Origin of the sequence: Guopingia tenuis (genome assembly GCF_014384805.1) — a bacterium.
GTDB classification, from domain to species: domain Bacteria; phylum Bacillota; class Clostridia; order Christensenellales; family Christensenellaceae; genus Guopingia; species Guopingia tenuis.
The window spans coordinates 94,325-108,184 of sequence record NZ_JACRSS010000005.1 but is presented as its reverse complement, the minus strand read 5'-3'; the positions used below and the strand labels follow the sequence as shown (position 1 = coordinate 108,184).

Here is a 13,860-nt window from a genome sequence, read left to right as displayed (position 1 = left end):
GCCCGCCCCCGGGCCTGCGAACCCTGCCGAAACTGTAAACTTTGTTTGAAGTCTGGCGGCATACAAAAACGGGCCGCCGAAGCGGTCCGTTTTTTCTTTTCCTCATTTATTTTACGGTAATAAGCTCATATTCCCGTGTGCCCAGGCCGATTTTTTCCGCATGCGCAAGGCAGCTTTCCCATTCGCTCTCGGGCGTTGTGTTGACGAAGTGATCGTGGTGATCTTCAAAACCATCTTCGTGGATATGCTGGTCAAGAACGCTTCCCGGCACAGGCGGCATGGCATTGCAGGCGTCCGCACAGGCCTGATCCAGCGCCACCGGGTCAAAGCTGGCGAACATGCCCACATCCGGAATGATGGGAATATCGTTTTCCGCATGGCAGTCGCAATAGGGCGAAACATCCATCACCAGGCTGATATGGAAATTCGGCCGCCCATGACATACCGCCAGGCTGTATTCCGCCATTTTCTTGTTGAGTTCCAAAACAGCGCTGCTGTTTTCATTATAAACCGCGTCGAAGTTGCAGGCGCCCAGGCATCTTCCGCATCCCACGCACTTGTTGTGATCGATAGATGCCTTGCGGTTCTCGTCAAAACTGATGGCCCCGTGGGCACAGTTTTTGGAACATACGCGGCAGCCCCGGCAAAGGGATTTATCGATGCTGGGCTTTCCGGTGTTGTGCTGCTCCATTTTTCCGGCCCGGCTCCCGCAGCCCATGCCGATGTTTTTCAAAGCGCCGCCAAAACCCGCCATTTCATGTCCCTTGAAATGGTTCAGGCTGATGAACACATCCGCATCCATGATGGCATGGCCGATCTTAGCCTTCTTTACCAGCTCGCCGTTCGGCACCGGAACTTCTACGTCGTCGGTTCCCTTCAAGCCGTCGCCGATGATAACCTGACAGCCCGTGGAAAAAGGCGTGAAGCCATTTTCATAGGCGCTTTCGATATGGTCGATGGCGTTTTTCCGCCGCCCCACGTAGAGGGTGTTGCAGTCCGTCAGGAAGGGCTTTCCGCCCAATTCCTTGACCACGTCCGCCACGGCCTTGGCATAGTTGGGCCGCAGATAGGAAAGATTGCCCGGTTCACCAAAATGCAGCTTGATGGCGACCAGCTTCTCTTCAAAATCAATCTCCCCGATTCCCGCCTTTTTCATGAGCTTTTTCAGCTTTTGCAGGAGGTCGGTTCCCGGAAGGGCATGTAAATCTGAAAAATATACTTTTGCTTTTTCCATCGGTTTCTCTCCTTTACGCATTTCCTCGGTATATATATCATACTTCCTTAGAGTTGCTCTAAGTCAAGAGGTTCTATAAAAAAAGGAAGAGATTTTTCTCTCCCCCTTTTTTCTATTTGATTCCTATTCCCCAAAAACCTCTTCCACATGTTCTTTGGAGAATTTTTTCGTCCCCAGGCTCACAAAAACGGTCGCCAGCATGGAAACCGCCATGGAAATGCTGGCAATGATCGTGGATTTAGAGGTATCCAGTCCCCAGGCCAGGGCCAGGATCACCGTCGTCCCCAGGCCGCAGAGCATTCCCGCCCAGGCGCCCGCCCGGGTGATCTTCTTCCAGCGCACTCCCAGCAGGAAGGGAGCCAAAAAGGAGCCCGAAATTGCGCCCCAGGAGAAGGACATGAGGGTCAATATGGCGTTGTTTTTGTCAAGAGCGATCACCAGTGAAACCAGCACAAACACCGCACACATCACCCGCATGAGCAGCAGCGTCTTTTTGCTGGACATATCCTTTTTGATAACGCCCTTTACGAGGTCCATGGAAATCGTCGAGCTGGATACCAAAACCAGAGAGGAGAGCGTGCTCATGGAGGCTGCCAGCACCAGCACGACGATCACCCCCAAAAGCGCCTCGGGCAGGGCCGCATGGATCATGGTGGGCATGATGAGGTCGGCGTTGGCCGCGCCGGTCGCCGCATCGATGGGCACCTGCCCGCCGGAAAACAGCGTCCCGAAGATGCCGATGAAATAGGTCCCTCCCGCGATCACCAAGGCGAAAAGCGTGGAGATCACCGTGCCGCGCCGGATGGCCTTTTCGTCCCGGATGGCATAAAACTTATGCAGCATCTGGGGCAGGCCCCAGGTTCCGATGCTGGTGGTGATGACCGAGGCGATGAGGGACACGGCCCGGGTGCTGTCGCCAAAAAGCGTCGCCTTGGAGGCGTCGATCCGCCCAATCTTTTCCAGTCCGCCCATAATACCGCCCACTTCCGGCGCCGCCAGAATAAAGCCGATCATCAGCACCACGCCCACAATCATGATGATCGCCTGGATAAAGTCGGAAAGCGTACTGGCGATATAGCCGCCCACCAGCAGATATAGCAGCGTGAGCGCCGCCATGCCGATCATGCAGTATTCATAGGGGACACGGAACACGGATTCAAAGATATAGCTGAGGCCCTGATATACCGAAGCGCAATAAGGCACCAGGAAGATAAAAATGACGGCGGCAGCGAAAATCTTCATATTTTTGCTCAGGAACCGCTTTTCAAAAAAAGCGGGCATGGTGGAAACATCCAGCCGCCGGGTCATGTCGTGGGTGGGCTTTGCCAGCAGCTTCCATGCCACATAACTTCCCAGGATGGCGTTGCCGATGCCGATCCAGATGACCGACAGGCCAAACTGATAGCCCAGCCGGCCCGCATAGCCCACGAACATCACGGCGGAAAAATACGTCGTCCCATAGGAAAACGCCGTCATCCATCCGCCGATGCTCCGGCCGCCCAGATAGAAATCGTTGAGCGTGGTTGCCTTTTTGGCGGAGAATACCGCCACGCCGATCATAATTGCAATGTAAATCCCAATAATAACGAATTGCATAAAAAAAGATACCGTCCTTCCATTCTTCGTCTGCTGCGGAGCTGAAAATTCCTACCATTTTACTCTATACTTCCATACTACGCTAGTATCATATCATAGATGCCCGGCGCGGCACAAGCCCCTTTTTACATTTCATTTGCCCGGATTTCTTGACAAGCTCCCTGCGAAGGATTTACCCTAGAAAAAAATGCTTATACAACGGAGGCAAACAGCATGAGCGTATATACCGAAATATTCCGCGGCTTGGAGATTCCCCGTTTTGCCCGGGTCACCTATGCCCTTCCTTCCGCGCATCTTGCAGACCCGGCGGAGGAAACCCGCCGGAATATTGAAAAAAGCGGGCTTCTCTCCCGCATTCATCCGGGGGAAAGCGTCTGTATCGGCGTGGGCAGCCGGGAGATCGGCAATCTGCAGTCCATTGTCCGGGCGCTGGTGGAGTCCCTGCGGCCTACGGGCGCGGAAATCTTCATCGTTCCTGCCATGGGCAGCCACGGAGGCGCTACCCCGGAAGGCCAGCGGGAGATCCTTGCCGGGTATGGCATCACGCAGGAGGCTCTCGGCGTCCCCATCCGGGCTACCATGGAAACCGTCCTTGTAGGGCGGACGCCTTCCGGCCTGGATGTCCGGATGGATGCCTATGCCGCCGGGGCAGACCATATCATCCCGGTGGGCCGCATCAAGGCCCACACGGACTTCCGCGGCCCGGTGGAAAGCGGGCTTATGAAAATGCTGGCCATCGGCCTGGGCAAACAATACGGCGCTTCTATCTGCCATAAAATGGGATTCCCCAACATGTCCAAAAACGTCATGGAGTTCGGCCAGGTGATGATTCAAAACCGCCCGGTTCTCTTCGGCCTGGGGATTTTGGAAAACGCCCATCACCAGACTGCCAAAATTGCCGTTATTCCGGCCGAGCGCATCGCCGAGGAGGAGCCGCCCCTGCTATTGGAGGCCAAAGCCCTCATGGCCCGCCTTCCCTTCCAGAAGGCGGATGTGCTCCTGATGGACGAGATCGGGAAAAACATCAGCGGCGCGGGCATGGATCCCAATGTCACCGGCCGCTCCACCATGCTGGGCCGTTCCGCGCCGGATTTTGACCAGATTGTCGTGTTCGATCTGACGGACGTATCCCATGGGAACGGCACCGGGCTGGGAAACGCGGATATCTCCACAAAGCGGGTGTTTGAAAAATTCCGTTTTGAGATGACCTATCCCAATTGTTTCACCTGCAAGGATGGGCTGGGGGTCAAGCTCCCCATCATCATGCCCAGCGATGCGCAGGCCATTCTCGCTGCCCTGAAGCTGCTCCCCGTCCCTCCTGCGGAGCGCGCCCCCCGGATTGTCTGGCTCAAAAACACCCTCTGCTTGGAATCCTTCCTCATTTCCGAAGCCCTGCTTCCCGAGGCGGAAGCGATTCCCGGCATGACCGTTTCCGCGCCGCCCCAGCCGGTTCCTCTGGATGAAAACGGCAATATCGACCGGGCGCGGCTGCTATAGTCCGCCATCCTATTTTCCAAATATAATAAATGCCCTGCCCTTTATCCGGGACAGGGCATTTTATCCTTTTTCTCATAAGCCGCACCATAGGGAACCGCCGTCTTTCCTGTTATTCTTAATCCACTTGTTCCGTATGGGTAAACCCAATGCCAAATATGGGCGGTCCTTCCCGGCCGATAGATATTCCGCATCAGAGAGTCAGTTTTCCGTCCATCATCTCGCCAATGGCGGCAATCCATATATCCGGGCATCCTCCCTTATGCCATCCGCCGTTCCCGTCCAGAGCTCTGTTTCTTCTTCTCTCCCATAAAAAATTTCAGCGCCATCATCCCCTTATGAATTTCCAGCAAATTTTTTCTGGCTTTGCTCCTGTTTTTCTTCTATAATAAAAAATAATTGGATCTAAGATTTTTTGCGCCGCTGGCGCATAAAAGGAATCAAGGACAATTTTTTGAAACCTGCGCTTCGCTCCGGTTATAAAAAAAGTTTTTTACCTGTAATATCTTCGGGAGGCTGACAGCAAAATGGCTTTATACACCGATCTGACCCAGGGAAACGTGCGGGGGCATCTGCTCCGCTTCGCCTTTCCCCTGGTAATCTCCAATCTCTTTCAGGCGCTCTATAACGCCGTCGACATGATCTTTGTCGGGCAGTTTACGAATCCCGCCGGACTTTCCGCCGTTTCGGTCTGCGGTCCGATTATGAATATTTTGATTATGACCATTTCCGGCCTTTCGGTGGGGGTCTCCATCGTCATCGCAGCCCAGCTGGGCCAGGGGCGGCAGGATCGGGTCAAGGCCATCGCCAATACCTGCATCGCCTTCTATGGGATCTGTGCCCTGGCCCTCTCGCTTGTCGGATGGTTTTTGACGCCTGCAATTTTGAGCTGGGTAAATACGCCCGTCTCCGCTCTCCCGGGCGCGACAGATTATCTGCGCACCATTTTCCTTGGGCTTCTGTTTATGTTCGGCTATAACCTCATCGGCGCGTTCCAGCGGGGCTTCGGCGATTCCCGCTCCTCCATGCTGTTTATCATTGTAGCGACGCTTGCCAACATTCTCCTGGATTATATCTTTGTCGGCCTGATGTATATGGGGCCGCTGGGGGCTGCCATCGCCACGGTGATGGCCCAGGCCCTGTCCTTCATCCTGGGACTCATCTATTTCCGCGTTAAGGATCATGTCATCCGCTTCCGTCCCCGGGAGATCCGCATTCACAAGCAAGAGCTGAAATATGTGCTGAAAATCGGCCTCCCCTCTGCGCTTCACCAGCTTCTTTTGAATCTCTCCCTGACCATTTTCAGCGGCATCGTCAACGCCTTTGGAGTGGAAGCCAGCGCGGCCTATGGCGTGGGCGTCAAAGTTGACAGCTTCGCCACACTGCCCAGCGATGCCATCAACGCCGCCCTCGCCTCCTTCGGTTCGCAGAATATCGGCGCAAAAAAACCCGAGCGGGCCTTTGCCGGGCTTCGGGAGGCCCTAAAGATCTCGGTAGGCATCGCAATTTTGGTGGCGGCTGCTGCGTTTTTCTTCGCGCCCGGCATCACCGCTCTTTTCAACCAGGACCCGCAGGTAATCGAATATACCACCACCTATCTCCATATTACCTGCTTCTCTTATGTGTTTTTCGCCCTGGTATTCCCCATGACCGGCTTTATCCGCGGGACCGGCAACGTGATGTATCCCTTAAAAAATGTCATCCTCTCTCAATATATTGTCCGCATTCCGGTGGCGCTTCTGGCCACGCATCTTTGGGGATTCACGGGCGTCGGCCTGGCCATTCTGGCCGGCCCCATTTTCTCCACAGTCAGCTATTCTCTCTTTATCCACCGGAAAAAGCCGGAGATTCTGCGCCTGGGTGCAGAGGAAACCGGGCCGCAGGCCTGAGCTCGTTTTTTCTGTTCCGCAAAGTGGAAGATCTGCGGGATATCCACAAATGCAGCATGCAGAGGGGCCTGTATATTAAAAAGGCCATAAAAAAGCAAGGGTTCCAATCTCCGCCCTGCAAAGCCATATAACTTAGGCAGGATATCCCCTCTCAGGGCCGGATTCCATTTTATATACGGCAGAGATGGTCCTCCGCTTCTCTTTATATGCCAGCTTTGCTATGCAAAATCCCGGCGCAGGCCCCTATGGAATTTTTAATAAGTGAAGACGAGATATTATAAGAAATGCCGCATCCCTCTGATAATCAAGGAATGGCGGCGTTTCTTTGGCAGTTTGCTCAAATCTTTGGCCACTTAGAGGGTGCGGAATTCCCGGCTCTATTCGGACAAGGGAGAGGCGGAGGCCACGTCGTCAGAAAGATATCCAGGGCAAAAAGCTGGGAACGCATAGGCCTGTTTCTCTATCCGCATCTGCTTTCTCTCCAGCTTTCAAGCAAAACCTCTTTCATCTTTGTCGCCGGATATCTCCATCCAAAAAAAACGGGAGCTAGGCACTCCCGTTTTTTATTATCAGATGTTCAGCGAAGCAAACCGTTGAATGGCCCGCTCTGTGTTTTCCGGCGTGTTGAATGCCGTCAGGCGGAAATATCCTTCACCCGCAGCGCCAAAGCCCGCGCCCGGAGTTCCCGCCACATTGGCCTCCTTTAAGAGCTTGTCAAAGAAGCTCCAGGAATCCATGCCGCCCGGCGTTTTCAGCCAGACATAGGGGGAATTCACGCCGCCATAGGCCGTGATTCCGATATCCGCCAGCCCTTTCAGAATGATCTTGGCATTGTTGAGATAATAGGCCAGAACACTTTCCACCTGCTGCCTGCCCTCGGGGGAATATACTGCCTCTGCGCCCCGCTGGACGACATAGGACACCCCGTTAAACTTGGTAGTATGGCGCCGATTCCAAAGGGCGTTCAGGGAAACTGCCTGCCCCTTATCGTCTCTGCCCATCAGCTCCTTGGGCACCACGGTATAGGCGCAGCGCGTTCCCGTAAACCCGGCGGTTTTGGAGAAGGAGCGGAATTCGATGGCGCAGGTTTTGGCGCCCTCGATCTCATAGATGCTGTGGGGCACATCGTCCTCGGTAATAAACCGCTCATAGGCACCGTCAAAGAGGATAAGCACCCCCTCCTTATTCGCCCAATCCACCCATACTTTTAACTGGTCCCGGGTGAGCGTCATTCCCGTGGGGTTATTGGGATAGCAGAGATAGACGATATCCACCTTCTGTTTGGGGATTTCGGGAACAAAGCTGTTGCCCGCGTCCGTCACGATATATACGATATTTTTAAAGCGTCCAGTGGCCGGGTCAAAATCTCCCGAGCGCCCCGCCATAACGTTGGTATCCACATAGACGGGATAGACCGGGTCGGTGACGGCGACAACACAGTCGCTCCCCAGGATATCGCCGATATTGCCCGTGTCGCATTTGGAACCGTCGCTCACAAAAATTTCATCCAGTGCAATGTCCACGCCCCGCGCTTTATAATCGTTCTTGGCAATGGCCGCCCGGAGAAACTCATAGCCCTGCTCGGGGCCATAGCCATGGAAGCCGCCCTTGGTCGCCATTTCGTCCACCGCCTTGTGCATGGCTTTGGAAACCGCCTCGCAGATGGGCATGGTCACATCCCCGATCCCCAGCCGGATGATCTCCGCCTCGGGATGCGCCTGGGCGTGGGCGTTGATGCGCTTTGCCGTTTCAGAAAACAGGTAGCTGCCCTGTAATTTTCCAAAATTGGAATTGACTTTTATCATTGGTATGCTCCTTTCAGAATCGAATCGCAATATTTTCCTGCGTCTATTCTATCCTAAAATTCGCCGGCGGGCAACATCCCCGCAAAAAATCCACGCAAAAAAGGCTTAATGGGCATAGGTCCGGCGGCGCGGCAGGGCGATGCGCTGCCCGGCGCAGAATTCCTGGGGCCGCAGGTTGGGATTGGCTCTTAAAAGCTCCATGACGCTGGTGCCGAACTTCTGCGCAGCGCCCGCCAGGGTATCCCCGGCGCCCAGAATATAGTATCCGTCCTCCAGGCTGGTTTCCGGCCAAACAGGCACGTCAACGGCGTCCCCCGCTCCCAGCGAAAACACATCCCGCCCCGGGTTCAGCCGCCGGAGCTGCAGAATGCTGATGTCAAATTTCCGGAGAATATCTCCCAATGTATCCGTATCTTTCATAATGTATTCCATTTTTTTCACCGGCCCTTTCCATGCCTTGCCTTCCTGCCCGGGAATGACGACCACCTGGCCGGGAACCATCCGTTCCGGCCGGAGATAAGGATTCGCCTCCAAAAGCTCCTCCGGCGTCACGCCATAGGCCGCCGCCAGTTTTTCCAGGCTCTGGGCCTTTCCAATCCGCGCAAAATCGCCGCCCGGGCAGCTGTTTTCCCTGTTTTCCGTCCGCATCGGGCGCCCTGTCCGTCCATTCTCACTGTCCATACTCTTTTTTTCTTCTATTGTTTGCGACATCATCGTTTCAACCTTCCCTCCTGTGTATATTTCTGCCGGCCGGCGCCGGGTATTCGTTCCGTTGTTTTCCCGTTAAAAAAACCGGATGGAAGCCCCCGGTTTTTTCCGGCGTATGCGCTGGCCGCACAACCGCAAAACATAGGTGTGTATTTATATTATATATGCAGTTTTTTTCGTTTGTAACACACTTTTTCCATCTTTCATGGAAACTTAACAATCCTTTTAAAATTTTTTATATTTTCGAGGAAAAAATTGACTTTTCCCCTTGTCGTGCTAAAATGAAAATATATCCCCAAAATTCACATTTGCATCCTTCCGCCCATGGGAGTTGCCATCGAGCAGAAGTGTCATCACAAAAAGGGAGGAACTGTTATGGAAAACCCTGTCGCTTCACGCAAACGTCTGCCTCTGCTGCTGGTCACCGGCCTGTTCTGGTTTGCGCTCTATATCTATATTCCCTATCAAACGCCATACCTGACGGCTATGGGGCTGGCCGCTTCCACAGTCGGGGTCATCGTCGGGGTCTATGGCTTTTCCCAAATGGTCATCCGCATCCCCCTTGGGCTGTTTGCCGACCGGAAGAGCCATCATAAGCCCTTTATCTCCATTGGCGTACTGCTGGCGGGGATTGCCTCCCTCCTGCGCTATCTCTGGCCTTCGGGAACCGCTTTTCTGATCGCCAACCTCATCTCGGGGATGGCCGCCTCCACCTGGATCTCCTTCACCGTTCTTTTCCCCACCTATTATGGGCCGGGCGGGCTGAAAAAAGCCACGGGCACCATTCTCATGGTCAACAACTGCGGCACCCTCATCGGTTTTGCCGTGGGTACCGTCGTCTCCCAGGCGGCAGGGGTGGACATCCTCTTTCTGCTGAGCGCAGGGGCCGCCCTTTTGGGCTTTCTCATCAGTTTTTTTGTCCAGGAATCGCCGGCGCCTCCGCGGGAACATGTTCCCTCTATCCGGGAACTTTTGGGGGTTCTCCGTTTCCGCTCCCTTTGGATATTTGCCCTCGCCGCGGCTCTCATTCAGGCGGCCAATATGAGCACAGCCATGTCCTTCACCACAGAATATGCCCGGGAGCTTGGGGCCTCCAATATACAAATCGGCCTCTGCTCGGTTTTATATATCATAGCCGGCGTACTGGGATCGTATTTTACCGGCACCGAAACGGCGCAGAAATGGGGCGATAAGCTCCTGTTCTCCTTCTTCTTCGTCTGCTTCATCGCCTATCTCATCCTGGTCCCCCTGTCCGGAGCAGTCTGGATGCTCTATATCCTTCAGTTTATCGGCGGACTTGGCTTTACTTCACTTCTCTCCCTGTTCATGTCCTCTGCCATGCGGGGCATCCCCCCGGAAAAGAAATCGACGGCCATGGGCTTCTTCCAGGCCGTCTATGGCGTCGGCATGACCTTTGGCCCCATGCTGGCGGGCCTGCTCCTGGCCGGATGGGGCATGATCCCCGCCTATTTTTCTCTGGCCGCCTTGTGTGTCGCCGGGCTCCTCATCGTCCTGCTCTCCCGGGCTGGCAAAGAGCAATAATTTTCCGATCTCAAAGTATGGATAGGGTTTCTTCCGCCGGTTCATCCGGGCACCTGCATAAGCCCAAAAGGCGATGCCGGTTATCTGGCGTATATGGAAACCTCGCTTTTCCCGCTTCTGCGCCCTCCGGCTTAAGCCCGGGGGACAACTCATATAAAACAGCCCTTTCCCGGAAACAAAGTGCTTCAAACATTGGGGAAAGGCAACGTGCGGTTTAAACGGATTTATGATCGATAGCAAAACTGCCAGTGCGAAACTATGGGGATGGCTGCGGCGCAAACAGTGAAAATTTCTGCTTTATGTGATATATTTTATGAATAGAGCCAAAATATAGAATAAATTTAAAGAATGAACAGAGGAAATATCATATGTGGTTCGTATTCGCACTGCTGTCCGCAATATTTGCCGCGCTCACTTCTATATTGGCAAAAATCGGCATAGATGGGGTAAATTCCAATCTTGCAACAGCCATCCGAACGGTGGTTGTCGTAATTATGGCGTGGGGAATGGTATTTCTCACAAACGCGCAACACGGCATTTCGGAAATCAGCAAAAAAAGTTGGATATTTTTAATTCTATCCGGTCTGGCCACGGGAGTCTCCTGGCTTTGCTATTATCACGCATTGCAAATCGGCGAAGCTTCAAAAGTAGTGCCCATCGACAAGCTAAGCGTAGTCATTACATTGATTCTGGCTTTTACGTTTCTGCATGAGGAATTTACTGCAAAATCAGTGATCGGATGTATTCTCATCGGCATTGGAACTTTAGTGATGGTCCTGTAGCTTTTCATTTGCCAGGCCGCAGCAAAATCCTTTCAAATAAAAAGACGCACTGCCATACTTTCTTCCGCGGGCAGTGCATCTTGCAGATGTTCGTTCTCTATCAGCACAAAAAACTGCATAGCCGGGCATATTTGCATTCATATCCTTCCGCCAAAGGGCTGCCCCCTTTTCGCAGCGAAGGCACGGTTTGCAGATATGCTTTTTTCTTTCTGCTATTCGGTTTCCGGCGCCCATTCTTCGGCCTCGGGCGGCATTTCCGGCTGTTTCCAGCGCCTCTTCCATATACCCGTGAAATAGAAGGCTCCTGCGAGAATCGTGGAAACGACCCAGCCTGCAGGCCAGGCATAGAAAATGCCCGCAGGCCCCATCGATCCGGTCAGCACAAAGGACAGCACCACGCGGATAATCAGATCCAAAAAAGTTCCGATCATGAAACAGATCATCGAGCCGGATCCCCGAAGCACACCATCGAAAATGAACTTGCAGCCCAGAATCGCATAGAAGGGAACAACGACCTGGAGGAACTCCACGCCCACGCTCATGGCCGTCTGGCTGGGGTTATCCATAAACAGTCCCACCAACTGCCGGCTCAGAAGGAGAAGCAGTGCGATAAACGCCGCGATGATCCCGGCGCTCATTCCGGCCGTGGCCCGGGCGCCCTGCCGGACGCGCTCCACCTTGCGTGCCCCGACATTTTGGGCGGTATAGCTGGAGAGCCCATTGGAAAGAGTGGAAATAGAGGTGATGGCAAAGGTGTTGATCTTGATGGAGGCGGAATACCCCGCAATGACCGCTGGGCCGAAGCTGTTCACCAGCCCTTGGATCAACAGATTCCCCACCGAAACAAAGCTCTGCTGGAGAATGCTGGGGACGGCGACCTTGCTGATGTTTCCCAGCATATGGCCGGAGAATTTTGCATAATAGGGCGTTTCAATGGCCCGGAGCCGCTTGAACAGCGTAAGCGCCGCCAGAACAGAGGCCACGCCCTGGCAGAGGAAGGTGGCCCACGCCACGCCTGCCACGCCCATTTGAAAGGCCGTCACAAACAGAATATCCAGGCCGATGTTGCTCAGAGAAGAGGCAATGAGGAAATAGAGCGGCGTCTTGGAATCCCCCAGCGCCGTGAAAATTCCCGTGCAGACGTTATAGAGGAAAAGAAAGACCAGTCCCCAGACATAGACCTGCAAATAGAGCTCCGCATCGCCGAAGATGTCCCCCGGCGTGTTGAGCGCTTGCATGAGAGGGCTGGATAAGAACACGCCCGCCACCGTAAGTATCAGGGAAAGCGCCAGACAGGAGATGAGGGATGTGCTCACTGCCGTTTTCATCCGGCTATAGTCCTTTGCTCCAAACAGCTGGGATATGATGACGGAGCACCCGATATTGGCTCCGGTCGCCACGGCCATGAAGATCATGGTGATAGGATAGGATGTTCCCACCGCCGCCAGGGCGTTTTCCCCCACAAACTGGCCGGCAACAACGCTGTCGGCGATGTTGTAGAACTGCTGAAAAATCACGCTTAAAAACAGGGGAATGGAAAAACGCCAAAGCAGTTTGGCGGGCGAGCCTTCCGTCATGTCGGTTATCATTTTGTTTCACTTTCCTTATAAAAAAATAAAAATCCTGCATCATTATAAACCTTTCTTTTCATGAAGAAAAGCCCTCCAGGGGTTTATTTTCACTTTTCTTCGACTTTGTCCCTATGTTATACTGAAATTGACATTAAGATTTTATAAAGGAGTGTCTTCATGCAGCGTAAAAAAAAACATCCCTTCCTCTTCTCAAAGCCGCCCGTTCTTCCGGGAGCTGAAAAGCCTGCGGGCAATGAATTTTCTGCTCCTCTTTCTCGCGGGCTGTATCAACGCCGTTGGGGTCACGATGTTCCTAGCTCCCGTCAATTTATATGACAGCGGCATCTCCGGCACTTCCATGCTTCTTTGGCAGATCACGCCCGAATATCTCACCCTCTCTTTTTTCCTCATCGTCCTAAACCTTCCCCTATTTATCTTTGGCTATAAGAAGCAGGGAGCTTCTTTTACTCTGTATTCTATTTGGACAGTGCTTATCTATTCCCTGGCATCGTTTCTCATCACGGATATTCTTCCGATTGATGTTTCATCCGCTTCCCCTTTTGCCGGACAGGACCTGGTCCTCTGCGCCCTGTTCGGCGGCTTAATTTCGGGAATAGGCAGCGGCACGGCCATCCGGTTCGGCGGCGCCATGGATGGCATCGAGGTCATGGCCGTGATTTTTGCCAAAGGGCTGGGCATGACGGTTGGAACCTTCGTCATGGCCTTCAACGTCTTGTTGTATATCGTCATCGGCTGCATTTTTCAAAGCTGGATTCTGCCGCTCTATTCCATCATTGCCTACTGCGCCGCCATCAAGACCGTGGACTTCATCGTAGAGGGCCTGGATAAGGCCAAATCAGCCATGATCGTCACTACCCAGGCTCAGGAGGTCTGCCAGGCTCTCTCGGAAGCCTTTCAAAAGGGCGTCACCCAGATTCATGCCACCGGCTTTTATTCCAATACCAGCCGGACGGTGATCTATTTCGTGGTCAACCGCTTTCAGATCGCCAAGCTGAAAAATATCGTCAAATCCATCGACGCCAACGCGTTTATCACCATTTCCGAGGTTTCGGACGTCCTTGGCAACAGTGCCAAGGACTAAACCCATAATCATAATAAAAAGCAGCGGAAAAATTTTCGCTGCTTTTTATTTTTTCATGCAAAGGCTATAAAGACAAGATATTATCAAATTGCAGCCCATTACCGGCCGCAATCGCCTTCCCTCGCGTCCCAGCCGGC

10 protein-coding genes are annotated in these 13,860 nt (G+C 53.5%); 5 read left to right on the top strand and 5 right to left on the bottom strand.

Annotated features, from left to right (window positions below; genetic code table 11):
* Nucleotides 1-106: 106 nt before the first annotated feature.
* Nucleotides 107-1,234, bottom strand: coding sequence for a DUF362 domain-containing protein (locus tag H8693_RS09590; protein ID WP_249280782.1), 1,128 nt, complete (start codon nucleotides 1,232-1,234; stop codon nucleotides 107-109).
* 123 nt (nucleotides 1,235-1,357) lie between these two features.
* Nucleotides 1,358-2,830 carry a sodium:solute symporter family transporter gene (locus H8693_RS09585; protein ID WP_249280781.1) on the bottom strand — a complete coding sequence of 491 codons (1,473 nt, stop codon included), beginning with the start codon at nucleotides 2,828-2,830 and terminating at the stop codon, nucleotides 1,358-1,360.
* 213 nt (nucleotides 2,831-3,043) lie between these two features.
* Here H8693_RS09585 and H8693_RS09580 point away from each other — a divergent pair, with 213 nt between their 5' ends.
* Together H8693_RS09580 and H8693_RS09575 are read left to right on the top strand one after the other, a co-directional pair.
* A complete protein-coding gene (locus tag H8693_RS09580; protein ID WP_249280780.1) occupies nucleotides 3,044-4,327 on the top strand; it encodes a nickel pincer cofactor-dependent isomerase, group 22 in 1,284 nt (427 codons plus the stop codon).
* Nucleotides 4,328-4,851: 524 nt separating this feature from the next.
* The gene (locus H8693_RS09575; RefSeq protein WP_249280779.1) at nucleotides 4,852-6,213 is read left to right on the top strand and encodes an MATE family efflux transporter; all 1,362 of its coding nucleotides are present in this window, start codon (nucleotides 4,852-4,854) and stop codon (nucleotides 6,211-6,213) included.
* Nucleotides 6,214-6,782: 569 nt separating this feature from the next.
* Here H8693_RS09575 and H8693_RS09570 read toward each other — a convergent pair.
* Together H8693_RS09570 and H8693_RS09565 are read right to left on the bottom strand one after the other, a co-directional pair.
* Nucleotides 6,783-8,018: an LL-diaminopimelate aminotransferase gene (locus H8693_RS09570; RefSeq protein ID WP_249280778.1), complete on the bottom strand. Its 1,236-nt coding sequence runs from the start codon at nucleotides 8,016-8,018 to the stop codon at nucleotides 6,783-6,785.
* 105 nt (nucleotides 8,019-8,123) lie between these two features.
* On the bottom strand, nucleotides 8,124-8,699 hold the full coding sequence (locus H8693_RS09565; protein WP_249280777.1) for a LysM peptidoglycan-binding domain-containing protein: 576 nt from the start codon (nucleotides 8,697-8,699) through the stop codon (nucleotides 8,124-8,126).
* Nucleotides 8,700-9,101: 402 nt separating this feature from the next.
* Between H8693_RS09565 and H8693_RS09560 the strand changes: the two genes are divergently transcribed.
* Together H8693_RS09560 and H8693_RS09555 are read left to right on the top strand one after the other, a co-directional pair.
* Nucleotides 9,102-10,268 carry an MFS transporter gene (locus H8693_RS09560; RefSeq protein ID WP_249280776.1) on the top strand — a complete coding sequence of 389 codons (1,167 nt, stop codon included), beginning with the start codon at nucleotides 9,102-9,104 and terminating at the stop codon, nucleotides 10,266-10,268.
* Between the two features lie 368 nt (nucleotides 10,269-10,636).
* Nucleotides 10,637-11,050: an EamA family transporter gene (locus H8693_RS09555; RefSeq protein ID WP_249280775.1), complete on the top strand. Its 414-nt coding sequence runs from the start codon at nucleotides 10,637-10,639 to the stop codon at nucleotides 11,048-11,050.
* Nucleotides 11,051-11,262: 212 nt separating this feature from the next.
* On the opposite strand, the gene H8693_RS09550 is transcribed toward H8693_RS09555, so the two are convergent.
* Entirely contained in the window at nucleotides 11,263-12,639 is a 1,377-nt protein-coding gene (locus H8693_RS09550; protein WP_249280774.1) for an MATE family efflux transporter, read from the bottom strand.
* 235 nt (nucleotides 12,640-12,874) lie between these two features.
* Between H8693_RS09550 and H8693_RS09545 the strand changes: the two genes are divergently transcribed.
* The gene (locus tag H8693_RS09545) at nucleotides 12,875-13,723 is read left to right on the top strand and encodes a YitT family protein (RefSeq protein ID WP_249280773.1); all 849 of its coding nucleotides are present in this window, start codon (nucleotides 12,875-12,877) and stop codon (nucleotides 13,721-13,723) included.
* Nucleotides 13,724-13,860 lie beyond the last annotated feature (137 nt).